The sequence below is a fragment of the Bradyrhizobium arachidis genome, assembly GCF_015291705.1.
Classification (GTDB): Bacteria; Pseudomonadota; Alphaproteobacteria; order Rhizobiales; family Xanthobacteraceae; genus Bradyrhizobium; species Bradyrhizobium arachidis.
Map to the genome: position 1 here is coordinate 4612006 of NZ_CP030050.1, position 24435 is coordinate 4636440.

Here is a 24435-nt window from a genome sequence, read left to right on the forward strand (position 1 = left end):
GGGCGTCAGTTCAGCTCGATGATCTCGGTGGTGACGCCGGGCTGATCGACGAACTCGACCACGTCGGCCGCCGCGATGCGGCCGGGGGCACGATGAAACAGGTCGCAGTCGATCACCGCGCGCAGCTTCGGGCGTGGCAGCGCGTCATTTCCGCGCATCAGATTCTTGATCTCGAAGCCGCCGTCCTCGCAGAAGGTCTTGAGCGAGGCGATGACGTGGCAGATCTTGCCGTCGGTCTGGAACGGCAGCAGCAGGCGCTCATAGGCTACGACGCGGCCGTAGATGTCGTCGACATCGGCAACGCTGTAGACCGGAAGTCCGCGCGCGACGCATTCGTAATAGATCGGCATCACGAACGGCACGAGTCGTGGCCCGATATAGTCGTCGAGCAGAACGCCCTTGCCGGTATGTCCGTAGGCGCGCGAGATGCGAGTGCCTTCGCTCTGGATGGTCAGCCGCGGCGTCGGAGCTGAGCTGTCCACCGTGTAATAGATGAGATCGGACAGCTCGTCCTCGAGTCTGGCCGGCTGATACTCCCAGATTGCCGGCACCATCTGCTCGCGCGCATAAAGTCGCAGCCACGTGTTCAGGAGATCACGCTGCCGGATCGACTTGACGACGGAGGGAGCAGCACTTGAGAAATCCAAAACAATATTCCCGGCATGTAAAAGCCCGCACATGATCCATGTTGCGGGAAAATTTTCTATGAAGGCTGGCGCGGGGAACGAAAGACCGTTAACGACGGCTTGATGACCGGAGCTTTCGCGAACCGGGAGGCCGGGCAGGCGGCATCAAAACATCTCCGACTAAGGGAGCATTTGTATCTTAGCCGGAGGCCTGATCTGCTCAGCTTTCCGCCTTGACTAACCCCCGTCACCTCCGGCATATTCCGCGCCCGGAGGCGGCGTTCCGGGACAGGCTCCAAGGCCTCCGGAAAGCCGAAGTAAACAAGGACAGCCACGCGCGACCAGCGCGTCGTGCGGGCAGGGGGAAATCTGTTTGGCCGATGAGTTCATTCTCGAAACGGAAGGCTTGACCAAGGAGTTCGCGGGCTTCTTCGCCGTCCGCGATGTTGCGCTCAAAGTCCGCCGTGGGAGCATTCACGCGCTGATCGGCCCGAACGGTGCCGGCAAGACGACGTGCTTCAATCTTTTGACCAAGTTCCTGAAACCGTCTGCCGGGAAAATCCTGTACAAGGGCCAGGACATCACCGCGATGGCGCCGGCCGACGTGGCCCGCATGGGCCTCGTTCGTTCGTTCCAGATCTCGGCGGTATTTCCGCATCTCACCGCACTGGAGAACGTCCGAGTCGCGCTCCAGCGCCAGCACGGCTCCTCGTTCGATTTCTGGCGCTCGAAGTCCGTGCTCAACCGCTTCAACGACCGCGCCCGCGAGCTGTTGAACGATGTCGGCCTCAGCGAGTTTGCCAATACGCCCGCGGTCGAGATGCCCTATGGGCGCAAGCGCGCACTTGAGATCGCAACCACGCTCGCGCTCGACCCCGAGATGATGTTGCTGGACGAGCCGATGGCCGGCATGGGCCACGAGGACATCGACAAGATCGCGGCGCTGATCAAGCGCATCTCCGCGAAATACACCATCCTGATGGTCGAGCATAATTTGAGCGTCGTCGCCAACCTTTCCGACATCATCACCGTGCTGACGCGCGGGCAGGTACTGGCGCAGGGCCATTATGCCGAGCTCACCAAGGACGAGCGCGTCAAGGAAGCCTATCTGGGAGCCGGTCATGCCTGAGACTGCGATGGCCGAAGCTCCGGCAAAGGCCGCAACCGGCGGCAACATCCTCCAGGTCCGCAACCTCGAAGCCTGGTACGGCGAGTCCCACATCCTGCACGGGATCAACTTCGACGTGAATGCCGGCGAGGTGGTCACCCTGCTCGGGCGCAACGGCGCCGGCAAGACCACCACGCTGAAGTCGATCATGGGCATCATCGGCAAGCGCGCCGGCTCGATCAAATTCAACAACCAGGACATCATCCGCGCGACCTCCGACAAGATCGCCCGCATGGGCATCGCGTTCTGTCCGGAAGAGCGGGGGATATTCTCCAGCCTCGACGTGCGGGAGAATTTGTTGCTGCCGCCGGTGGTCCGCGCCGGCGGACTGCCGCTCGAGCAGATATTCGATCTGTTTCCGAACCTGAAGGAGCGGCTGAACAGCCAGGGCACCAAGCTGTCCGGCGGCGAGCAGCAGATGCTCGCGATCGCGCGCATCCTGCGCACCGGCGCGAGCTTCCTGATGCTGGACGAGCCGACGGAAGGTCTTGCGCCCGTCATCATCCAGCAGATCGGTCACACCATTGCGCGGCTCAAGAAGGAGGGGTTTACGATCCTCCTCGTCGAGCAAAACTTCCGCTTCGCCTCCACCGTCGCCGACCGCTACTACGTGGTCGAACACGGCAAGATCATTGACGGATTTTCCAATTCGGAGCTTGCCGCCAACATGGACAAGCTCCACACCTATCTCGGTGTCTAGAGCATGATCAGGATGGGGAGAGCCGCGTTAGCACAAAGTGTGTAGCGGTTTTCCGAAGAGATCGTGCTCAAACCGAAGAACGGCCAACGAGAAAAATTCAAAAGGAACGTTGCATGAAGACCAGGTCGATTGCGTCATTGCTGCTGACCACCGCGCTCACCTTCGCCGCAACAGGCGTCGCATTTGCGCAGGACAAGACCGTCAAGATCGGCGCGCTGTCCGATCAGTCGGGCCTCTATGCCGATCTCGGCGGTCCCGGCTCGACGCTCGCCGCGCAGATGGCCGTTGAAGATTCTGGTCTTGCGGCGAAGGGCTGGAAGATCGACATCATCTCCGGCGATCACCAGAACAAGCCCGACATCGGCACCGCGATCGCGCGGCAGTGGTTCGACGTCGACAAGGTCGACGTCATCGTCGACGTGCCGAATTCAGGCGTGGCGCTCGCCGTCAACAACGTCGTCAAGGAGAAGAACGGCGTCTACATCAACTCGGGTGCTGCGACCTCCGACCTCACCAACGCGCAGTGCTCGCCCAACACCGTGCACTGGACCTACGACACCTACATGCTGGCCCACACCACGGGCCAGGCGCTGGTGAAGGCCGGTGGCGACACCTGGTTCTTCCTGACCGCCGACTACGCGTTCGGCGCAGCGCTCGAGCGCGACACCACCGCCGTCATCACCGCCAACGGCGGCAAGGTCGTCGGCGGCGTCAAGCATCCGCTGAACACGCCGGACTTCTCGTCCTTCCTGCTCCAGGCCCAAGCCTCCAAGGCCAAGATCATCGGCCTTGCCAATGCCGGCGGCGACACCACCAACTCGATCAAGCAGGCGGCCGAATTCGGCATCGTCAAGGGCGGCCAGAAGCTCGCGGCGCTGCTGTTGTTCCTCACCGACGTCAAGGCGATCGGCCTCGAGACTGCGCAGGGCCTCAACTTCACCGAGACCTTCTATTGGGACATGGACGACAAGACCCGTGCCTTCTCCAAGCGGTTCGCCGACAAGATGAAGAACAACGCTCCGCCGACCATGGTGCAGGCGGGCGTCTATGCGGGCGTGCGCCACTACCTCAAGGCGCTGGAAGCGCTCGGCGGCAATTCGCATGACGGCGTCAAGGTCGTCGAGAAGATGAAGTCGATGCCGACCGAGGACGATCTGTTCGGCAAGGGCGAGATCCAGCCCAATGGCCGCACCATCCACAACGCCTATCTGTTCGAGGTGAAGAAGCCCTCCGAATCCAAGGGACCGTGGGACTTCTACAAGCTCGTCGGCACGGTGCCGGGCGACCAGGCCTTCACGCCGCTCTCCGAGAGCAAGTGCGCGCTGTTGAAGAAGTAAGATAACGGCCCGCAGGCCTTAATGGCCTGCGGGCGACTTTCAGGGGAACGCCGAAGGGACCGGGTGCGGGATCGATGCAGGCTCTTTACGCTCAGCTACTGGTGGGACTGATCAACGGCTCGTTCTACGCGCTGCTCAGTCTCGGGCTTGCCGTGATCTTCGGCATGCTCAACATCATCAATTTCGCCCATGGCGCGCTCTACATGATGGGCGCCTTCGTCGCCTACTTCCTGCTCAACCTCGGCGGCATCAATTACTGGTGGGCCTTGCTGCTGGCCCCCATCATCGTCGGCATCTTCGGCATGATCCTGGAACGGACCATGCTGCAATGGCTGACCGGGCTCGATCACCTCTACGGCCTGCTCCTGACCTTCGGCATCGCGCTGATCGTGCAGGGCGTGTTCCAGAACTATTTCGGCTCCTCCGGCCTGCCTTACGCCATTCCGGACCAGCTCAAGGGCGGCATGAATCTCGGCTTCATGTTCTTGCCCGTCTATCGCGGCTGGGTGGTCATCTTCTCGCTGGTGGTGTGTCTGGCCACCTGGTTCCTGATCGAGAAGACGCGGCTCGGCGCTTACCTGCGCGCCGCCACCGAGAATCCGACGCTGGTGCGCGCCTTCGGCATCAACGTGCCGCGCATGATCACGCTGACCTACGGTCTCGGCGTCGGCCTTGCCGCGCTCGCCGGCGTGCTTTCGGCGCCGATCAACCAGGTGCGGCCGCTGATGGGCGCCGACCTCATCATCGTGGTGTTCGCGGTGGTCGTGATCGGCGGCATGGGATCGATCATGGGCTCCATCATCACGGGCTTCGCGCTCGGTGTGATCGAGGGCCTGACCAAATATTTCTACCCCGAGGCCTCCAACACCGTCGTGTTCGTGCTGATGGTGCTGGTGCTCTTGGTGAAGCCAACGGGATTGACGGGAAGGGCGGCCTGAGATGACAGCCTTGACGGACGACACGCTTTCGGTAACCCCGCGCGCGGTGCGCGACGAGATGATCGTCTTCGTGGTGATGGCGCTGCTGCTGGCGTCGGTGCCCTTCACAGGGGTCTATCCGTTCTTCGTGATGCAGGCGCTGTGCTTCGCGCTGCTGGCCTGCGCCTTCAACCTGCTGATCGGCTACGGCGGACTGCTGTCGTTCGGACACGCGATGTTTCTGGGCACGGCCGGGTATTGCAGCGCGCATGCACTGAAGGTGTGGGCGCTGCCGCCGGAGCTCGGCATCCTCGTCGGTATCGCGGCGGCGTTCGGGCTCTCGATCATTACCGGATACATCTCGATCCGCCGCCAGGGCATCTACTTCTCGATGATCACGCTGGCGCTGTCGCAGCTCTTGTACTTCATCTATCTCCAGGCGCCGTTCACCCATGGTGAGGACGGCATCCAGGGCATTCCGCAGGGACGCATGTTCGGCGTGCTCGATCTGTCGAAGCCGACGGTGCTCTATTACGTTGTGCTGGTCGGCTTCCTCGCCGGCTTCCTGCTGATCTACCGCATCATCAACTCGCCATTCGGCGAGGTGCTGAAGTCGATCCGCGAGAACGAGCCGCGCGCGATCTCGCTCGGCTATCGCACCGACCAGTACAAGTTCCTGGCGTTCGTGCTGTCCGGGACGCTGGCGGGCTTTGCCGGATCGCTGAAGGTGTTCGTGGCCCAGAACGCCTCGCTCACGGACGTGCACTGGTCGATGTCGGGCGAAGTCGTGCTGATGACGCTGGTCGGCGGTCTCGGCACCATCTTCGGCCCGGTGGTTGGTGCCTTCGCGATCATCGCCATGCAGCAATACCTGGCGGGCTTCGGCCAGTGGGTGACAGTGATTCAGGGCTCGATCTTCGTGATCTGCGTGCTCACCTTCCGCCGCGGCGTCATTGGCGAAATCGCCCATTACTTCCGGCGCTCGCTCTAAATCATTGATATCGCATCAATTTCATTGGTACGCTAAAGCGGTGGATGATCCGGCGCCGCGGGCGTGAGAAGACACGCGCGCGGCGTCGAAATGGTCTATGACAGTTTTGTGACGGCTCGTTCGGGCCGGGCCATTTCGAGCCGGTAGCGACCCCATGATGCGTTGGTTTCGCGCTCTGCTTCCCAGGGAAGAGCGCTTTTTCGAACTGTTCGACCGCCATGCCCAGACTGTGATTCAGGGCGCGTTTGCGCTCCAGGGCGTGCTCAATGGCGGCGAGGAGACGCCGGTCTATTGCCAGCGGGTCAGCCAGTTCGAGAACGAGGCCGACAACGTTACCCGCGAGGTGCTGACGGCGGTGCGACGCACGTTCATCACGCCGTTCGATCGCGGCGACATCAAGAACCTCATCACCTCGATGGACGACGCCATCGACCAGATGCAGCAGACCGCAAAGGCGGTGATGCTGTTTGAGGTCCGCGCCTTCGAGCCGCCGATGCGCGAGATCGGCGGGCTTCTGATCGAATGCGCCAATCTGGTCGGACGCGCACTGCCGCTGTTGCAATCGATCGGGCCGAACGTCGCGATGCTGACCGCCATCACGGAGGAGCTGACGAAGCTCGAGGGGCGCGTCGATGACCTCCACGACATCGGGCTGAAGGAATTGTTCCTCAAGCATCGCGATGGCAGCGCGATGGATTTCATCGTCGGCGTCGAGATCTACGACCACCTCGAAAAGGTGGCCGATCGCTTCGACGACGTCGCGAACGAGATCAACAGCATCGTCATCGAGCAGGTCTAGCGCATGATCCGGAAAAGTGTGCAGCGGTTTTCCGCTCAGATCATGCGCGAAGAGTAAGGCAGGGCCGCCGTGGATGCCGCGTTGGGTCTTCCCGTCCTGGTCGGACTGATCGCCGTCGCACTGCTGTTCGATTTCCTGAACGGCCTGCACGACGCCGCCAATTCGATCGCGACCATCGTGTCGACCCGCGTGCTGCGGCCGCAGTTCGCCGTGCTCTGGGCCGCCTTCTTCAATTTCATCGCCTTCATGGTGTTTGGCCTGCATGTCGCCCAGACCATCGGCACCGGCATCATCGATCCCTCGATCGTCGATGCCCAGGTGATCTTCGCGGCTCTCATCGGCGCCATCGTCTGGAACCTCGTGACCTGGGCGCTCGGCATCCCGTCCTCCTCGTCGCATGCGCTGATCGGCGGCCTCGTCGGGGGCGGCATGGCCAAGGCGGGGATTTCGGCGGCGGTGTGGAGCGGTCTCTCCAAGACGGTGCTGGCGATCGTGCTGTCGCCGTTGGTCGGCTTCGTTCTCGCGATGTTGTTGGTTGCGATCGTGTCCTGGCTCTCGGTGCGCTCGACGCCGTTCGCGGTCGATCGCGCCTTCCGCATCCTGCAATTCGCCTCCGCCTCGCTCTATTCGCTCGGCCATGGCGGCAACGACGCGCAGAAGACCATGGGCATCATTGCCGTACTGCTCTATTCGCAGGGCCATCTCGGCACCGAATTCTCGGTGCCGTTCTGGGTGGTGCTGTCGTGCCAGGCGGCGATGGCGCTGGGCACGCTGATGGGTGGCTGGCGCATCGTCCGCACCATGGGGCTGCGCATCACCAAGCTGACGCCGATGCAGGGGTTTTGCGCGGAGACCGGGGGCGCCGCGACCCTGTTCATGGCGACCTTCCTCGGCGTTCCCGTCTCGACCACCCACACCATCACCGGCGCCATCGTCGGCGTCGGCGCGGCCCGCCGCGTCTCTGCGGTGCGCTGGAACGTGGCGAGCTCGATCGTCTATGCCTGGGTGATCACGATCCCGGCCTCCGCGATCGTCGCTGCGCTGAGCTGGTGGGCGGTCCAGCTCTTCAGGTGACGAGCTTCAGCCCGACGATGCCGGCAACGATCAGCCCGATGCTGGCGAGGCGGAAGGCGGTGGCGGGCTCGCCAAACAGGAACATGCCGAGCGTGGCGGTGCCGACCGCGCCGATCCCGGTCCAGACCGCATAGGCGGTGCCGACGGGCAGCGATTTGAGGGCAAGTCCCAGCAGGATGACGCTGCCGGCCATCGCCGCGAGCGTGACGACGGAGGGAACAAGCCTGGTGAAACCCTCGGTGTATTTCAGCCCGATCGCCCACGTGATCTCGAGAAGACCGGCGACGAACAGGATGCTCCAGGCCATGACGACCCTCCATTCAAGGCAGGGTCGTCCCCGCTGGCGATTGATTGTGAAAAGGAGGGCCGTCCCTCCCAAATGGCGATATGGGGCTGGCCGAAGAGCTCCGCAATCACCAAATCAGGCTTGATCAGGCCCATTTTCCCTGCCAAACGCTCCCGCCATGTCCGACATCGCCACCACCTCAGCCGAATCGCCGGCCCGTTCCCCGCTTGCCGCTGAAGTGGCGCGACGACGGACCTTTGCGATCATCTCCCACCCTGACGCCGGCAAGACCACGCTGACCGAAAAGCTCCTTCTGTTCGGCGGCGCCATCAACCTCGCCGGCCAGGTCAAGGCCAAGGGCGAGCGTCGCAACACGCGCTCGGACTGGATGAAGATCGAGCGCGAGCGCGGCATCTCGGTCGTGACCTCGGTCATGACCTTCGAGTTCGAGGGCCTCGTGTTCAACCTGTTGGACACGCCGGGCCACGAGGACTTTTCGGAAGACACCTATCGCACGCTCACCGCGGTCGATTCCGCCGTCATGGTGATCGACGCTGCCAAGGGTATCGAGGCGCGCACGCGCAAGCTGTTCGAGGTGTGCCGGTTGCGCGACATCCCGATCATCACCTTCATCAACAAGATGGACCGCGAGAGCCGCGACGTGTTCGAGCTGCTCGACGAGATCGAGAAGACGCTGGCGCTCGACACCACGCCGATGACCTGGCCGGTCGGCCGCGGCCGCGACTTCCTTGGCACCTACGACGTCATCAATGGCGGCGTCCGCCTGCTCGAAGGCGGCGGCGCCAAGACTGGCGCGGCGCAGCAGATCGAGATCGCCGAACTCGCCAAGCTCAACGCCAATCTCGACGCCTCCGCGGTGAAGGACGAGCTCGAGCTCGTCACGGAAGCCTCAAAGCCGTTCGAGCTGGAAGCGTTCCGCGAGGGCCATCTGACGCCGGTCTATTTCGGCAGCGCGCTGCGCAATTTCGGCGTCGGCGACCTCCTGGAAGGACTCGGCAAGTTCGCGCCCGAGCCGCGCGCGCAGGACAGCGACCAGCGCAAGGTCGAGGCGACAGATCCGCGCATGAGCGCCTTCGTGTTCAAGATCCAGGCCAACATGGATCCGAACCACCGCGACCGCATCGCCTTCGCGCGCCTCTGTTCCGGCAAGCTCAGCCGCGGCATGAAGGCGAAGCTGGTGCGCACCGGCAAGAGCATGCCGCTGTCGAGCCCGCAATTCTTCTTCGCTCAGGACCGTTCGGTCGCGGACGAGGCCTTTGCCGGCGACGTCGTTGGCATTCCCAATCACGGCACGCTGCGCATCGGCGATACCTTGACCGAGGGCGAGGATTTCAACTTCGTGGGCGTGCCGAGCTTCGCTCCGGAAATCGTTCGCCGCGTGCGGCTCACCGACGCCATGAAGGCGAAGAAGCTGAAGGAAGCGCTCCAGCAGATGTCGGAGGAGGGCGTGGTCCAGGTGTTCCGCCCGCGCGACGGCGCGCCGGCACTGGTCGGCGTGGTCGGCGCGCTGCAGCTCGATGTGCTGAAGGCGCGCCTCGAAGCCGAATATTCGCTGCCGGTCGAGTTCGAGGTCAGCGAGTTCCAGCTCGCGCGCTGGGTCTCCTCCGAGGACCGCAAGAAGCTCGATACCTTCATCGCCGCCAACACGTCCAGTATCGCCGATGATGTCGACGGCGATCCCGTGTACCTGGCGCGGAACGAGTTCTATCTCGGCTACACCAGGGAGCGCGCCGAGGGCATCGAGTTCACCAACGTCAAGGACGTCAAGAAGAAGGGGTAGGGCGCCGTCGCGCGCCACTGGCCAAACGCCCCACTGTCATTCCCCGCGAAGGCGGGGAATCCAGTACGCCGCAGCCCATCGATTCAATCATTGCCGTCACGGCGTACTGGGTCGCCCGGTCAAGCCGGGCGACGACAGCGTGCTCGAACGCAAGCATGTGAACGTCCGCAGGCTTGACCTTGTCAGAGGCAATGCCACCTTCAACTCGTGTGACATCGCGAGCTCGCATCATGTGGCGCGGCATCCTCGTTCTGTTCCTGCTGGCGATGTCGACGATCGCCGCCGACGCGCGGCCGCGCCAGATCAATCCGATCCCGTTTTCGCACGAGCCGTGCAGCGTGCTCGACGGCCGGCCCTGTACGCCGTCTTATTGCAGCCCGCTCGAGCCCGGCCCCTGCATTCCCGAGATCGACTATCCGTACGGCCAGAATCTCCAGCTCACGGTCGAGAGCGTTCCGTCCGACGCCGATCGCGCCAAATATCAAAGGCCGGATCACGACCTCGACACGATCGGCGACCTCTTCGCCGAGCTGCGCAGCTGCTGGTTGCCGCCCTCCGATAATGCGCGGGCGGGCATGCAGATGTCGGTGCGCTTCAGCTTCAACAAGGCCGGCGGCCTGATCGGCCCGCCGCGCCTGACATACGCGACCGCGGGCGTCCCCGCCGACATCCGAACGACCTACCTCAACGCGATCAATTCATCGCTGAAAGCCTGTCTGCCGCTGAAATTTACCAGCGGCCTCGGCGGCGCGCTGGCGGGCCGGCCGATCGCGATCCGCTACGTCGACAATCGGGAGCTCGGCAAATAGCGCGTCAGTTGCGACCGGCGGCCAATCGATGATACGCCATGGGCGGGGGCGTTGGACGAGGGGAGGATGTCGTGGGTCTGCTGGTCATGATCCTGGGGCTGGTGCTGTTTTTCGCGGCCCATGTTTTCACCACGAAACGCGAGGCGCGCGCGCAAGCCATCGTGAGGCTGGGCGAGGGGACCTACAAGCTCCTTTACTCCGTCGTTTCGCTTGCGGGGCTGGCGCTGATCATCTGGGGCTTTGCCCATTATCGTAGCTCCGGCTGGATCGACGTCTGGTATCCGCCGAAGGCGCTCAAGCACATAACCCTCGCGCTGATGCTGCCCGCGGTCATCCTGGTGGTCGCCTCCTACCTGCGCGGCCGCATTTATGCGACGCTGAAGCATCCGATGCTGGCGGGCATCAAACTGTGGGCGGCAGCGCATCTGCTCGCCAATGGCGATCTCGGCTCCATCATCCTGTTCGGCTCGTTCCTGGGCTGGGCGGTGTATGACCGCATTTCGCTCAAGCATCGCAAGGACGCTGGCGGGCCGCCGATCCCGGTGGGCGGCGTCACCAACGATCTGATCGCTGTTGCTGTGGGCGTCGTTGCCTATCTGGCTCTGGCGTTTGCGTTCCATCCGGTGGTGATCGGTGTTCCCGTCGTGGGGGTGTAGCCGATCGGCACAAGACACGGCCTGCACGTCCGTGCGCGGAAGATAACAAGAGCAACAAGCCGAGGCATTCCGATGGACTGGTGGCAATCTCAGATCCCGCCGATGCGTCTCGAGGCGCGCTTTGGCGATCGGGCGGTGCCGGCGTTCTGCGACCGTCCGGCGAGCTTGTGGGCCATGATTGCGGACGCCTGCGCACGCAATGCCGCTGGCGAAGCGCTGATCGCAGGCGACGTCCGCCTGAGCTGGCGGCAGGCGGTAGAGCAGGCCGCGCGGATCGCGGCGGGTTTCCGCAAGCTCGGCCTGCAACGCGGCGATCGCGTTGCGATCCTGCTCGGCAACCGCATCGAGTTTCCGCTGCTGCTGTTTGCCGCCGCGCATGAGGGCCTCGTCACGGTGCTGCTGAGCACGCGCCAGCAGAAACCCGAGATCGCCTATGTGCTCGCCGACTGCGGCGCCAGGATCCTGATCCATGAGGCAGGACTTGCCGACCGGCTGCCCGATGCATCGGATGTCCCCGATGTGATCCACCGCATCGCCATCGACAGCGATCCGGCCCTGTCGCGTTTTGGCATGCTGGCGGACAATCCTCCGGCACCGGCGCCTGTCGAGCTGGGCGAAGAGGACACCGCGATGATCCTCTACACCTCGGGCACGACGGGCAAGCCGAAGGGCGCGATGCTCGCCCATTGCAACATCGTGCATTCCTCGATGGTGTTCGTGTCCTGCCTGCAATTGACGGAAACGGACCGTTCGATCGCGGCGGTGCCGCTCGGCCATGTCACCGGCGTCGTCGCCAACATCACGACGATGATCCGCTGCGGCGGCGCGCTGATCATCATGCCGGAGTTCAAGGCCGCAGAGTATCTCAAGCTCGCCGCGCGCGAGCGCGTCACCTACACGGTGATGGTGCCGGCGATGTACAATCTCTGCCTGCTCCAGCCCGATTTCGACAGCTATGATCTCTCGAGCTGGCGCATCGGCGGCTTCGGCGGCGCGCCGATGCCGGTCGCGACCATCGAGAAGCTCAAGGCGACGATCCCCGGTCTGAAGCTTGCGAACTGCTACGGCGCCACTGAGACGACGTCGCCGTCGACGATCATGCCGGGCGAGCTGACCGCGAGCCACATCGATAGCGTCGGCCTGCCGTGCCCCGGTGCGCGCATCGTCGCGATGGGGACGGACGGGCGCGAGCTGCCGCCCGGCGAGATCGGCGAGCTCTGGATCCAGAGCGCCTCGGTCATCAAAGGTTACTGGAACAATCCGAAGGCGACGGCGGAGAGCTTCACCGCCGGATTCTGGCACTCCGGCGATCTCGGCTCGGTCGACGCCGAAGGCTTCGTCCGCGTGTTCGACCGGCAGAAGGACATGATCAACCGCGGCGGGCTGAAGATCTATTCCGCCGAGGTCGAGTCTGTGCTGGCCGGCCACCCCGCGGTGGTCGAGAGCGCGATCATCGCCAAAGCGTGCCCGGTGCTGGGCGAGCGCGTCCATGCCGTCGTGGTGACACGCGCGCCCGTGGCTGCCGACGCCTTGCGGGCCTGGTGCGCGGAACGGCTGTCCGACTACAAGGTCCCCGAGACCATGGCGATCACCGCCGAGCCGCTGCCGCGCAATGCCAATGGCAAGGTGCTGAAGCGGCAGCTGCGGGAGCTCCCGGGAGCCTGAGCCGGGCAGGCGGTCTTCCGGGCTCCTGCGGGGTAGTTAACGCCTTGATCGGGCTGGCTTTGCCTTGCCACCGCCATATCGTTAGGGTACCTCGCCGCCACACGGGGACGGGATTCCTGACGCGGACGCACTGGCGCGCGCACCCGGACGGGCATGGGATTGGCATAAGTGTCTGAATTATTTGACGAAGTCGACGAGGAAGTACGTCGCGAACAGCTCAAGAAGCTGTGGGATAAATATTCGATCTACTTCATCGCCCTGATGGTGCTCATCGTGGCCGCCGTCGGCGGCTGGCGCGGCTATCAGTACCTGGAGGCCAAGAAGGCCGCCGAGGCCGGCGCCGCCTTCGAGAAGGCTGTCGAGCTGTCCGACCAGAACAAGCACGCCGAGGCCGAAGCCGCCTTCACCGAGCTCGCCGCCAAGGCGCCGTCGGGCTATCGCACCCTGTCGAGACTGCGCGCCGCGGCCGAGGCCGCCCCCCGCGATCCCAAGGCAGCCGCGAAGATGTATGACGACATCGCCGCCGACCGCAGTGTGGGTGGCGAGTGGCAGGATCTGGCCAAGATTCGCGCCGCCGGCTTGCTGCTCGACAGCGCGTCCTACGCCGACATGCAGCAGCGGCTGGAGGCTTCGGCCGCGCCCAAATCGACGTTCCGCCACAGCGCGCGCGAGATGCTGGCGCTGTCGGCCTGGCGCAACAACGACGCGACCGCCGCGCGCAAATGGCTCGATACGATTGCCGAAGACGGCGAAACGCCGCCCGGCCTGCGCTCGCGCGCCGAGGCGCTCCAGGCTCTGCTGCCGCCCGTCGCCAAAAGCTGACGACGGACCTCTGACGTAACGAGACACAAGATGCGCCGCACGCCACGCTTGATCGCAGCCGCCGTCCTGATCGCCTTCACAGGTGTCCTGGGCGGCTGCTCCAGCTTCGATCCAAGCGACATGCTCGACTTCCTCGACACCAAGAAGAAGCTGCCGGGTGACCGCAAACCGGTGTTCCCGGAAGGTGTCCCGGGCCTCGAGCAGGGCGTCCCGAAGGAGCTGTACAAGGGCGCCCAGCAACAGCCCGATCCGAACGCGGGTGCCGTTGCGGCCTTGCCGACCGAGCCGCCGCCGCCCGAACCGGCCAAGGGCGCCAAGGCGAAGAAGAGCAAGCATCCGGCGGCCGCGGCCGCGGCCGCACCGGCTGAGGCGCCCGCCGGCGAGGTCGATGGCGAGGCCCAGCCGGAAGCTGCGCCGCCCACCGCCGCGCCCCCGCCCAAGCAGAAAATCGTCCGCAAGCGCACCACCGCGCCGCCACCGGACCAGACCGTTCAACAGCAGCCGGCACAATCGGCCCAGACCACGCAGCAGCAGTCGCAGGGTGGCTTCCCGGCGCCGCTGCCGAGCGGCAGCTTCTCGCGCTAGAGCATGATCCGGAAAAGTGTGAAGCGGTTTTCCGAAAAGATCATGCTCAAACAATTACCTCCATTGCATTGACAGGCGCAGCCCCGGCAGCGCACGAATGACCGATGTCCTTCACGATCGCCATCATCGGCCGGCCCAATGTCGGCAAGTCGACGCTGTTCAACCGCCTGGTCGGACAGAAGCTCGCGCTCGTCGATGATCTGCCGGGCGTCACCCGTGACCGCCGCGAGGGTGAGGCCAGGCTCGGCGACCTCCAGTTCACCATCATCGATACCGCCGGCCTCGACGAGGGTGCCAAGGGTTCGCTGACCGCGCGGATGCAGGAGCAGACCGAGACCGCGATCGCGCAGGCCGACGCGCTGTTCTTCGTGATCGACGCCCGCATCGGCCTCACGCCCACCGATCGCGCCTTCGCCGATTTCGCCCGCAAGGCCAACAAGCCGGTGGTGCTCGTCGCCAACAAGAGCGAAGGCAAGCATGGCGATGCCGGTGCGATGGAAGCGTTCGCGCTTGGTCTGGGCGATCCCATCCAGATCTCCGCCGAGCATGGCGAGGGCATGGGCGAGCTTTACGACGAGCTTGCCAAGTTGATGCCGGAGCCTGTCGAGGAAGATGAGGATGAGGACGACGCGCCGCTCTCGGAAGAAGAAGCCGCGACGCGCCCGATCCGGGTCGCCATCGTCGGCCGGCCCAATGCTGGCAAGTCGACGCTGATCAACCATCTGCTCGGCGAAGAACGTTTGTTGACCAGCCCGGAGGCCGGCACCACGCGCGATTCGATCGCGGTCGAGATCAACTGGAAGGGCCGCGAATTCCGCGTGTTCGATACCGCGGGTCTACGCCGGCGCTCGCGCATCGAGGAGAAGCTGGAAAAGCTCTCGGTCGCGGATGCGCTGCGCGCGGTGCGCTTTGCCGAAGTCGTCGTGTTGATGATGGACTCGCAGAACCGCTTCGAGGAGCAGGACCTGCGCATCGCCGATCTGATCGAGCGCGAGGGCCGCGCCGTCGTGCTCGCCGTCAACAAATGGGACCTGATGGAGACCAAGGGCGGCGGCGCGATCTCGGGCCTGCGCCGCGATGCCGATCACTGGCTGCCGCAGGTCAAGGGCGTGCCGATCGTCGCCGTTTCCGGCCTGATGGGTGAGGGCATCGACCGCCTGATGCAGGCGATCCAGGACGCCTATGCGGTCTGGAACAGGCGCGTGCCGACCTCGGCGCTCAATCGCTGGTTCGAGCAGGCGATCCAGGCCAATCCGCCGCCCGCGGTGTCCGGCCGCAGGCTGAAGCTGAACTACATCACGCAGAACAAGGCGCGTCCGCCGAGCTTCGTGCTGTTCTGCTCGCGCGCCGATGCCGTGCCGCAGTCCTATCTGCGCTATTTGACCAATTCCATGCGCGAGACGTTCGAGCTGCCGGGCACGCCGGTGCGCATCACCCTGCGCGAGAAAGCCAATCCCTTCGCGCACAAGCGCAAGCGGCCGTCATGAGCGACGGCGCCGGCGAGGCGGTGGCGCAGGGCACAGCGCCGGTCCGGCGCGGCGCGGTCGCCTTCATCTTCGTCACCATCCTCTTGGACATGGTCGCGCTCGGCGTGATCATGCCGGTCCTGCCAAAGCTGATCGAGGGCTTCGTCGACAACGACACCGCGCATGCGGCCCGCATCTTCGGCCTGTTCGGCACCGCCTGGGCGCTGATGCAGTTCGTGTTCTCGCCGGTGCTCGGCGCACTCTCCGATCGCTTCGGGCGGCGACCGGTGGTGCTGTTGTCGAATTTCGGGCTCGCCGCCGATTATGTGCTGATGGCGCTGGCGCCGTCCCTGACCTGGCTGTTCATCGGCCGCGTCATCTCCGGCATCACGTCGGCCAGCATCTCGACCGCGTTTGCCTATATCGCCGACATCACGCCGCCAGAGCGCCGCGCGGCAATCTTCGGCAGGATTGGCGCTGCCTTCGGCGCCGGTTTCATCCTCGGTCCGGCGCTCGGCGGCCTGCTCGGCGATATCGATCCGCGGCTGCCGTTCTGGGCGGCGGCGGCCCTGAGCTTCGCCAATGCGCTCTACGGGCTGTTCGTCCTGCCGGAATCCCTGGTGCCCGAGAAGCGCGCGCCGTTCCATTGGAGAAGCGCCAATCCGGTCGGAGCGCTGCATCTGCTGCGGTCCAATGCGGCGCTGGCCGGACTGTCGATCGTCAATTTCATCGCGCAGGTCGCGCATGTCGTGCTGCCCTCGACCTTCGTGCTGTATGCGACCTATCGCTACGGCTGGGATTCCAAGACGGTCGGATTGACGCTCGCGATGGTCGGCATCTGCGCCATGGTGGTGCAGGGGCTCGCCATCGGCCCGATCGTGGGCGTGCTTGGCGAGCGCAAAGCGCTGGTGCTCGGCCTGTGCTGTGGCGCGATCGGCTTCGTGATCTTCGGCGCCGCGCCGACCGGGCCGTTGTTCTGGATCGGCATTCCCGTGATGTCGCTATGGGGCATTTCGGGCGCCGCCATGCAATCGTTGATGACACGGCTGGTCGCGCCCGATCAGCAGGGCCAGCTGCAGGGCGCAACCGCGAGCGTGCAGAGTGTCTCGCAGCTCGTCGGCCCGTTCCTGTTCACGCTGACGTTCTCCTACTTCATCGGCGCCAGCGCGCCGCTGCATCTGCCCGGAGCACCATTTCTGTTGGCGGCGGCGCTGATGGTGGTGTGCGTGATGATTGCGATGCGGGCGCTGAATGCCACGAAGACGGTCCCGTAGGGTGGGCAAAGCGAAGCGTGCCCACCACTTCGCGTAGTCGCGTAGAGAAGGTGGGCACGGCGCTTACGCGCCTTTGCCCACCCTACGGCAGCGTCGATTGGGCTATTTCTTCACCAGCGGGCACTCGCTGTCCTTGAGCGGCTTGGCCGCGTCTTCAGCCGAGATGGTCGCGACCAGTTTGTAATAGTCCCACGGCCCCTTCGACTCCTCCGGCTTCTTCACCTCGAACAGATAGGCCGGGATGATGCGGCGGCCGTCCTCGCGCAGCGGGCCCTTGCCGAACAGCGGATCGTCGGTCGGGATTTCCTTCATCTTGGCGACGACCTTGGCGCCGTCATGCGGGTTGCCGCCGAGCGCTTCGAGTGCCTTGAGGTAATGCAGCACGCCGGCATAGTTGCCGGCCTGCGTCATCGACGGCATCGCCTTGTTGGCGGTTTTATCCTGGAAACGCTTCGAGAAGGCGCGCGTGCCCTCGTTGAGGTCCCAGTAGAACGATTCGGTGAAGGTGAGGCCGTGCGCGGTCTTGAGGCCGAGCGAGTGAACGTCGTTGATGAACAGCAGGAGCGCGGCGAGCTTCTGGCCGCCTTCGACGATGCCGAACTCGGCCGCCTGCTTGATCGAGTTGGTGGTGTCGCCGCCGGCATTGGCGAGCCCGACGATCTTCGCCTTGGAGTTCTGCGCCTGCAGCAGGAACGAGGAGAAGTCGGACGTGTTGAGCGGATGCTTGACACCACCGAGCACCTTGCCGCCATTCGCGGTGACGACCGCGCTGGTGTCACGCTCGAGCGCGGCGCCGAACGCATAGTCGGCGGTCAGGAAGAACCAGGTGTCGCCGCCGGCCTTGGTCAGCGCCTTGCCGGTGCCGTTGGCGAGCATGTAGGTGTCGTAGGTGTAGGAGATGGTGTTGGCGTTGCACGCCTTGCCGGTGAGGTCGGCGCTGGCGCCGCCATTGTTGAGCAGGACGACGTTCTTTTCCTTGGCGACGTTGCTGACCGCCAGAGCTACTCCGGAGTTCGGCGTGTCGGTGATCATGTCGACCTTCTGGGTGTCGATCCACTGCCGCGCGATGTTCACGCCGATGTCCGGCTTGTTCTGGTGGTCGCCGCTGACGACTTCGATCTTCCAGCCCTTGGCAGCCAGGCCGGAATCCTCCACCGCCATCTTGACTGCCACCACGGAGTTGGGGCCACCGATGTCGGCGTAGAGACTGGACATGTCATTGAGCACGCCGATCGTGACAGTCTTGTCCTGGGCGTAGGCGGATGTGGCAAAACCGAAAGCGGCGCAGGCCAGAAGGGCCGCGGAGCGGCGCGCGAACGTCGTCGTCATAAAAGGTTTCCTCCATTGTCAAATATGCGGACGGCTCTCTTGCGGAGCCTTGTTCCGGCTGATCGCTCTACCGTGTCCCGCAGGTCCCGGCAATGCGCCTAAAGCCGGATGACGCTGCGTCGTAGCGTCATCCGTCGGTTAACTTTTGGGCAAAATGCGTTGAGACGCTATTTGAGCGCGTCCGAGGTCAGCTTGAATTTCTGGATGCGTTTTCCGGTATCGACCTCGGCGGTATAGACGTTACCCTTGGCGTCGACCGCCATCGCATGCACCCAGTGGAATTGCCCGGCATTGCGGCCGTTATGGCCGAAGCTGCCGACGACACTGCCGTCGTCGCGCTTGATGACCCTGATCTCGTTGTTCTCGCCGTCGGCGCTGAGCAGATAAGTCTGCTTCGGATCGGGCCAGATCGCGATGTCCCACACCGCGCCATTGCCGAGCGTGTTCTTCTCGAAGAAGAACTCCTTCACGAAGGTGCCGTCCTTCTTGAACACCTGGATACGGTTGTTGATGCGATCGCAGACATAGACGAGGCCGTCATTCGCGAGCTTCACGCAATGGACGGGGTTGCCGAATTGCTGCGACACCGGCGCCTTGGGATCGTACGCCGCCTGCTTGGCGTCATCGGGCTTGTTGCCGTAGGCGCCCCAGTGCCGCTTGTAGGCGAGCGTCGTCGCATCGAACACGATGACGCGGCGGTTGCCGTAACCGTCGGCGACGTAGATCTCGTTCGCCTCCTTGTCGAGCGCGGTTTCGGCGGGCTTGCCGAGCTGCGTCGTGTCGTTGCTGCCGAGGCTCGGCGCGATCTTGCCTATCTGCGCGACGAACTTGCCGTCCAGCGTGAACTTCAGGATCGCGTTGTCGTTGTCGGCATTGCCGCCGACCCAGACGAAGCCGCGTTCGTCGACCTCGATGCCGTGCTCGCGGCCGACCCATTCATAGCCTTCGCCCGGACCGCCCCATGAGCGCAGGAGGTTGCCGTCGCTGTCGAACTCGAGCACGGGCGGCGCCGAGACGCAGCACTTGGAGCGCGGCGGATTGAGGCTCGCGCCTTTCTCATCGTCGGTGAGCGAGCGCGGGCGATGGATGACCCAGATGTGGCCCTGCCAATCGACGGTGATGCCGCCGACCTGGCCGAGGATCCAGTTGTTCGGCAGCTGCTTTGGCCAGGAGGGATCGACCGCGAAGGTCGGGACATCGCCGGCAATCGCAACGCCCGGAAGAACGAACGCAATGGCTGCGATCAGGATGGAAAAAGCGTGAGAGACATTTGCGAGCGCACGCGAAAGCCCTGCGCGATGCCATGGTGTCATGGCGACCTCCCTTTTTTGGCCTGCGGCTTGCTGCCGTCTAGGCGCGGGCAGTCAATCGCGGGGAGGCACTTGAGTCAATCAGGCCGGCGGGCGGAAGCTCATCAGGGTGCGGGTTTTGTAGTCGTAGAACTTGCCGGTCTCGGTCCAGTCGGGGGCGCATAGCGGCACGATGAATTCGGCGACCTGCTCGGGTGTGTCGAGCGTCTCAGGGTCTTCGCCGGGCATCAGGGTGGCGCGCATGCGGGTACGGATCGGCCCGGGATTGAACAGGTTGATGCGGATAGGCGTGTTCGCGGTCTCCTGCGCCCAGGCGCGCGCCAGCGTTTCCAGCGCGGCCTTGGAGGCGGCGTAGGGGCTGACATAGGCGGTTGCCTTGTTGGCGGCGCCCGAGGTGATGAACACGGCGCGGCCGGCATCGGATTGCCTGAGCAGCGGCTCCATGCAGCGGATCAGCTGGAAGTTGGCGGAGACGTTGACGGCCATGACGTCGTTGAAGGTCTTCAGCTCGATATGGCCGATGGGCGAGGAGGGGCCGAGCACGCCGGCATTGCCGACGAGGATGTCGAGCTTGCCGTAGCGCTCGTGCAGGCCAGCGCCTAACCGCGCGATGCCGTCGGAATCGGTGAGGTTGAGCGGCACCAGCGTGGCGCTGCCGCCCAGCTTCCGGATCTCGTCGTCAAGCTCTTCCAGCCCGCCCTGCGTGCGCGCCGTCGCCACGATATGCGCGCCGGCTTTGGCCAGCGCCTTGGCGGTGGCGTAACCGATGCCGCGCGAGGCGCCGGTGACGAGAGCGATGTGGTTGGCGAGGGGCTTTGTCATGGCGGGGTTTTACAGGCGTGAACGGCCGGGACAAGCCCCCATCCGCACCTGTCATTCCGGGATGGTGCGAAGCACCAGACCCGGAATCTCGAGATCCCGGGTTCGATGCTTCGCATCGCCCCGGGATGACGCTTTCAGCGTCAGCTCGCCTCCGCCAGCAGCGACAATTGCCGCGGCTGCGGCTCGGTCTGGGTCTGGTCGGTGAGGTGGGTCGGATAGGCCCCGGTGAAGCAATGGTCCGAGAATTTCGGATTGGCGGGGTCGCGGCCGGGCTCGCCCATGGCGCGGTACATGCCGTCGATCGACAGGAAGGCGAGCGAGTCGGCACCGATGATCTCGCGCATCTCCTCCAGCGAATGCGTCGCGGCCAGGAGGCCGCCGCGATCGGGCAGGTCGATGCCGTAGTAGTCGGGGTAGAGGATCGGCGGCGAAGCAAGGCGGAAATGCACTTCCTTGGCGCCGGCATCGCGCATCATGCGCACGATCTTCTTCGAGGTCGTGCCGCGCACCAGGGAGTCGTCGATCAGGATGATGCGCTTGCCTTCGATCGCGGCGCGATTGGCCGAGTGCTTCATGCGCACGCCGGACTCGCGGATCGCCTGCGTCGGCTGGATGAAGGTGCGGCCGACATAGTGGTTGCGGATGATGCCGAGCTCGAACGGCACGCCGGAATGCTGGCTGTAGCCGACCGCGGCGGGCACGCCGGAATCCGGCACCGGCACGACGACGTCGATCGGCACGTGGCTCTCGCGCGCGAGCTGCGCGCCGAAGGCCTTGCGCACCTCGTAGACCGAGCGGCCGTGGACGATGGAATCCGGCCGGGAGAAATAGATGTATTCGAAGATGCAGGGGCGCGGCGCCATCGGCGGGAACGGCTTGTGGATGTCCTGGCCGTTCTCGTCGAACACGATGACTTCGCCCGGCTCGATGTCGCGGATGAAGCGCGCGCCGATGATGTCGAGCGCGCAGGTCTCCGAGGTCAGGATCGGGCAGCCGTCGAGCTCGCCGAGCACCAGCGGGCGGATGCCGCGCGGGTCGCGCGCGCCGACCAGCTTCTTGTTGGTCAGCGAGACCAGCGCATAGGCGCCCTCGATCTCGCGCAGCGCGTCAATATAGCGCTCGATGAAGCGGGCGCGCTTGGAGCGCGCGACCAGATGCAGGATCACCTCGGTGTCGGTGGTCGACTGCATCATCGCGCCGTGCTTCACGAGCTCGCGGCGCAGCGTCAGGCCGTTGGTGAGGTTGCCGTTGTGGGCGACCGCGAGACCGCCGGCATTGAGCTCGGCGAACAGCGGCTGCACGTTGCGCAGGATGGTGGCGCCGGTGGTGGAATAGCGGACATGGCCGACTGCCATGTTGCCGGGCAGGCGCTCGATCACCTCGCGGCGGGAGAAGGTGTCGCCGACGAGACCGAGGCGGCGTTCCGAGTGAAAGCGGCTGCCGTCATAGGAGACGATGCCGGCGGCTTCCTGGCCGCGGTGCTGGAGGGCATGGAGGCCCAGTGCGGTGATGGCGGCGGCGTCCGGATGTCCATAGATGCCGAATACGCCGCATTCCTCGCGAAGCGTATCTCCCTCCAGGTCGTCCTGAAGCTCTAGCGCGGCGGAGCCGGGATCGAGTTCAGTGTGGGCGTCCTGGTCAGGGTGTCGCATCTCGTCCGCGCCTCTCTTTAGGGCCTAATCAACGCGCCGCAGGTTTCTCGATCAGCTTCTTCAAACTGTCACGAGCCGGTTTACTGTATCCGTCGCCACTGCCCGAAGGCTGCTGCTCGGAATCAGCTTGATCATCATCTGGTTTGTTTTTCTTGAATCTCTTCAAGATGGTGTTCTCGGGGTCATCAGGCAAGAGGGACATCAGCCAGTCGCCGGTTCCCTGGAGCACCACGCGGGACTTGGCCCCCGTGACCCAGTCGGGGCGCTGCTTGTCCGGCACCAGCCAGGTGAAGAACAGGAACGCGACCACGACGATCAAAAGCCCGCGAGCGAGGCCAAACAGGAACCCCAGGGTACGGTCCAGCGCGCCAATGCGCGAATCCAGGATCATGTCGGAGATCCGGACCGTGATCACGGAAACGATGACCAGGGTGCCGACGAACACGCCGGCAACCACCACCACGCTCGCCACCGTGTCGTTGTTGAAATAGGTCTTGGCCGTCGGCAGCAGCTTCGAGAACGAGTACAGCGTCACGATCGCCGCGGTGCCCCAGGCTGCGATCGACAGGATTTCGCGCATGAAACCGCGGACCATGGCGAGCAGGCCCGAGATCAGCATCACACCGAGCAGGATCAGGTCGAGGAGTGTTACTGGCATCGGCTGGTCTGGTCCGCTCGTACTTCAAAGGTGCTCAGCGAATCGGTGCTTGGCCGTGGCCCTAAGTGAGGGCCAGACGGCATTCCCGGCAAGGCCGCAACCACGCAATCCCATGCTGCTTTTGTGACGGCTGTATAGCGGCGGGGGCGGGGAACGTCACCTCCAGCTAACCCTCTCCACGGCGGAATCTTGCCGGTGTGGCATTTTTCTCCGCCGGAACGCTCTGATCGCCGCGGCGGGAGCCCTTGGCGGCGATTTCGGCCACCAGCGTCGTGAGGCTGTTGACCGCGTTCAGCGACAATCCGGCGTCACCGCCGGCATCGCCGCCCCGGGCCGATTCGGGCAGTACGGCGCGCTTGAAGCCGAGCTTGACGGCTTCCTTGAGCCGGGCCGGGGTCTGTGCCACCGGACGGATCACGCCGGAGAGCGAAATTTCGCCGAAATAGACGGCATCGGTGGGTAACTGCGCATTAACCAGGGACGATACCAGCGCGGCCGCGGCGGCCATGTCGGCCGCCGGCTCGTGGATGCGCAGGCCGCCCGCGACGTTCAGATAGACGTCGTGGCCGGACAGCTTGACCCCGCAATGGGCCTCCAGCACCGCCAGCACCATGGAGAGCCGGCTCTGGTCCCAGCCGACCACGGCGCGCCGTGGGGTGCCGAGTGAGGTCGGGGCCACAAGCGCCTGCAATTCGACCAGGACGGGCCTCGTGCCCTCGATGCCCGCAAAGACTGCGGTGCCGGGCGTGCCGAGGTCACGCTCGGACAGGAACAGCTCGGAGGGGTTGGTGACTTCGCGCAGGCCAAGGCCGGTCATCTCGAACACGCCGATCTCGTCGGTCGGGCCGAAACGGTTCTTCACCGCGCGCAGGATGCGGAATTGTTGCGAGCCTTCGCCCTCGAACGACATCACGGCATCGACCATGTGCTCGACGACGCGAGGGCCCGCGATCTGGCCGTCCTTGGTGACGTGGCCGACCAGGATGATGGCAGCGCCGGTCTTCTTCGCGAAACGAATGAGGGCCTGCGCCGAGGCGCGCACCTGCGTCACCGTGCCGGGCGCGGATTCCACCGTGTCGGTCCACATGGTCTGGATCGAGTCGATCACGATCAGCCGGGGGACAGCGCCTTCCGACAGCGTCGAGACGATGTCTTCCACCGATGTTTCTGCCGCGAGCTGCACCGGCGCATCCGACAGCCCGAGCCGCTCGGCGCGCAGGCGCACCTGGGCGATGGCTTCTTCGCCGGAGATGTAGACGATGCGGTGGCCGGCGCGCGCCATCATGCTGGTCGCCTGCGTCAACAGCGTCGACTTGCCGATACCGGGATCGCCGCCGACCAAGAGCACTGAGCCGCGGACGAAGCCGCCGCCGGTGACGCGGTCGAGCTCAGTCATCCCAGACGACAGGCGCGGCGCGTCCGGGCTCTTGCCGGCAAGGCTCTCCAGGGCGAACGTCCGGCCCTTGCGCTTGGAGCGGATCGACACCGGGACGCTGCCGCTGGTGTCTTCTTCCGCGAGCGTATTCCACTCGCCGCAAGACTCGCACTTGCCCTGCCAGCGGTTATAGGCCGCGCCGCAGTTCTGGCAGACGAAGGAAAGCGTGTTCTTGGCCATGGGGACAGCGAGTCGGAGGGGTTTCGGGTCTGCTGATAGCACGGAACGGAGGGCAGAGAGCGAACCCTGCCGC

The 24435-nt window shown here is 64.7% G+C and carries 23 protein-coding genes; 15 read left to right on the forward strand and 8 right to left on the reverse strand.

All coding sequences use genetic code 11. From position 1 onward, the window contains the following. Positions 1 to 5: 5 nt before the first annotated feature. Entirely contained in the window at positions 6 to 680 is a 675-nt protein-coding gene (locus tag WN72_RS21245; RefSeq protein WP_027557525.1) for a hypothetical protein, read from the reverse strand. A gap of 319 nt (positions 681 to 999) precedes the next feature. Between WN72_RS21245 and WN72_RS21250 the strand changes: the two genes are divergently transcribed. The 7 genes from WN72_RS21250 to WN72_RS21280 all read left to right on the forward strand — a co-directional run bounded on the left by WN72_RS21250 (position 1000) and on the right by WN72_RS21280 (position 7612). Next, positions 1000 to 1755: an ABC transporter ATP-binding protein gene (locus tag WN72_RS21250; RefSeq protein ID WP_027557526.1), complete on the forward strand. Its 756-nt coding sequence runs from the start codon at positions 1000 to 1002 to the stop codon at positions 1753 to 1755. Then, entirely contained in the window at positions 1748 to 2494 is a 747-nt protein-coding gene (locus tag WN72_RS21255) for an ABC transporter ATP-binding protein (protein ID WP_027557527.1), read from the forward strand. Before WN72_RS21250 ends, WN72_RS21255 begins: the two co-directional genes overlap by 8 nt. Positions 2495 to 2607: 113 nt before the next feature. After that, positions 2608 to 3831: an ABC transporter substrate-binding protein gene (locus WN72_RS21260; RefSeq protein ID WP_027557528.1), complete on the forward strand. Its 1224-nt coding sequence runs from the start codon at positions 2608 to 2610 to the stop codon at positions 3829 to 3831. Positions 3832 to 3905: 74 nt separating this feature from the next. After that, on the forward strand, positions 3906 to 4769 hold the full coding sequence (locus tag WN72_RS21265; protein ID WP_027557529.1) for a branched-chain amino acid ABC transporter permease: 864 nt from the start codon (positions 3906 to 3908) through the stop codon (positions 4767 to 4769). Between the two features lies 1 nt (position 4770). Continuing rightward, positions 4771 to 5739, forward strand: a complete 969-nt coding sequence (locus WN72_RS21270; protein WP_092216685.1) for a branched-chain amino acid ABC transporter permease — start codon at positions 4771 to 4773, stop codon at positions 5737 to 5739. Positions 5740 to 5893: 154 nt separating this feature from the next. Beyond that, a complete protein-coding gene (locus WN72_RS21275; protein WP_092216684.1) occupies positions 5894 to 6538 on the forward strand; it encodes a DUF47 domain-containing protein in 645 nt (214 codons plus the stop codon). 69 nt (positions 6539 to 6607) lie between these two features. Next, positions 6608 to 7612, forward strand: a complete 1005-nt coding sequence (locus WN72_RS21280) for an inorganic phosphate transporter (protein ID WP_092216683.1) — start codon at positions 6608 to 6610, stop codon at positions 7610 to 7612. Here WN72_RS21280 and sugE read toward each other — a convergent pair. Continuing rightward, a complete protein-coding gene (gene sugE / locus WN72_RS21285) occupies positions 7605 to 7919 on the reverse strand; it encodes a quaternary ammonium compound efflux SMR transporter SugE (protein WP_092216682.1) in 315 nt (104 codons plus the stop codon). The two genes, WN72_RS21280 and sugE, sit on opposite strands and share 8 nt — an antisense overlap. A gap of 157 nt (positions 7920 to 8076) precedes the next feature. On the opposite strand from sugE, the gene WN72_RS21290 reads away from it, so the two are divergent. The 8 genes from WN72_RS21290 (at position 8077) to WN72_RS21325 (ending at position 16976) form a co-directional block, all read left to right on the forward strand. Next, positions 8077 to 9699 carry a peptide chain release factor 3 gene (locus WN72_RS21290; RefSeq protein ID WP_092216681.1) on the forward strand — a complete coding sequence of 541 codons (1623 nt, stop codon included), beginning with the start codon at positions 8077 to 8079 and terminating at the stop codon, positions 9697 to 9699. A 230-nt stretch (positions 9700 to 9929) separates the two neighbouring features. Further along, a complete protein-coding gene (locus tag WN72_RS21295) occupies positions 9930 to 10508 on the forward strand; it encodes a hypothetical protein (protein WP_092216680.1) in 579 nt (192 codons plus the stop codon). Positions 10509 to 10579: 71 nt separating this feature from the next. Further along, a complete protein-coding gene (locus WN72_RS21300; RefSeq protein ID WP_092216679.1) occupies positions 10580 to 11164 on the forward strand; it encodes an NnrU family protein in 585 nt (194 codons plus the stop codon). A 72-nt stretch (positions 11165 to 11236) separates the two neighbouring features. After that, positions 11237 to 12829, forward strand: coding sequence for a class I adenylate-forming enzyme family protein (locus tag WN72_RS21305; protein ID WP_092216678.1), 1593 nt, complete (start codon positions 11237 to 11239; stop codon positions 12827 to 12829). Between the two features lie 168 nt (positions 12830 to 12997). Next, entirely contained in the window at positions 12998 to 13651 is a 654-nt protein-coding gene (locus WN72_RS21310; protein WP_027557538.1) for a tetratricopeptide repeat protein, read from the forward strand. 30 nt (positions 13652 to 13681) lie between these two features. Continuing rightward, positions 13682 to 14236, forward strand: coding sequence for a hypothetical protein (locus WN72_RS21315; protein WP_092216677.1), 555 nt, complete (start codon positions 13682 to 13684; stop codon positions 14234 to 14236). A 104-nt stretch (positions 14237 to 14340) separates the two neighbouring features. Next, on the forward strand, positions 14341 to 15723 hold the full coding sequence (gene der, locus WN72_RS21320; protein WP_027557540.1) for a ribosome biogenesis GTPase Der: 1383 nt from the start codon (positions 14341 to 14343) through the stop codon (positions 15721 to 15723). Then, positions 15720 to 16976, forward strand: a complete 1257-nt coding sequence (locus tag WN72_RS21325; RefSeq protein WP_027557541.1) for a TCR/Tet family MFS transporter — start codon at positions 15720 to 15722, stop codon at positions 16974 to 16976. Before der ends, WN72_RS21325 begins: the two co-directional genes overlap by 4 nt. Before the next feature lie 102 nt (positions 16977 to 17078). Here the strand turns inward: WN72_RS21325 and WN72_RS21330 are convergent, their stop codons facing one another. The 6 genes from WN72_RS21330 to radA all read right to left on the reverse strand — a co-directional run bounded on the left by WN72_RS21330 (position 17079) and on the right by radA (position 24362). Continuing rightward, positions 17079 to 18305 carry an ABC transporter substrate-binding protein gene (locus tag WN72_RS21330; RefSeq protein WP_027557542.1) on the reverse strand — a complete coding sequence of 409 codons (1227 nt, stop codon included), beginning with the start codon at positions 18303 to 18305 and terminating at the stop codon, positions 17079 to 17081. 167 nt (positions 18306 to 18472) lie between these two features. Beyond that, a complete protein-coding gene (locus tag WN72_RS21335) occupies positions 18473 to 19618 on the reverse strand; it encodes an NHL repeat-containing protein (RefSeq protein WP_027557543.1) in 1146 nt (381 codons plus the stop codon). A 78-nt stretch (positions 19619 to 19696) separates the two neighbouring features. Beyond that, positions 19697 to 20437, reverse strand: a complete 741-nt coding sequence (locus tag WN72_RS21340) for an SDR family NAD(P)-dependent oxidoreductase (protein ID WP_092216676.1) — start codon at positions 20435 to 20437, stop codon at positions 19697 to 19699. A 140-nt stretch (positions 20438 to 20577) separates the two neighbouring features. Next, entirely contained in the window at positions 20578 to 22089 is a 1512-nt protein-coding gene (purF, locus tag WN72_RS21345; RefSeq protein ID WP_027557545.1) for an amidophosphoribosyltransferase, read from the reverse strand. Positions 22090 to 22117: 28 nt separating this feature from the next. After that, complete coding sequence (locus tag WN72_RS21350; RefSeq protein ID WP_092216675.1) at positions 22118 to 22747, reverse strand: CvpA family protein; 630 nt, start codon at positions 22745 to 22747, stop codon at positions 22118 to 22120. 166 nt (positions 22748 to 22913) lie between these two features. Beyond that, positions 22914 to 24362: a DNA repair protein RadA gene (radA, locus tag WN72_RS21355; protein WP_027557547.1), complete on the reverse strand. Its 1449-nt coding sequence runs from the start codon at positions 24360 to 24362 to the stop codon at positions 22914 to 22916. Positions 24363 to 24435: the final 73 nt, after the last annotated feature.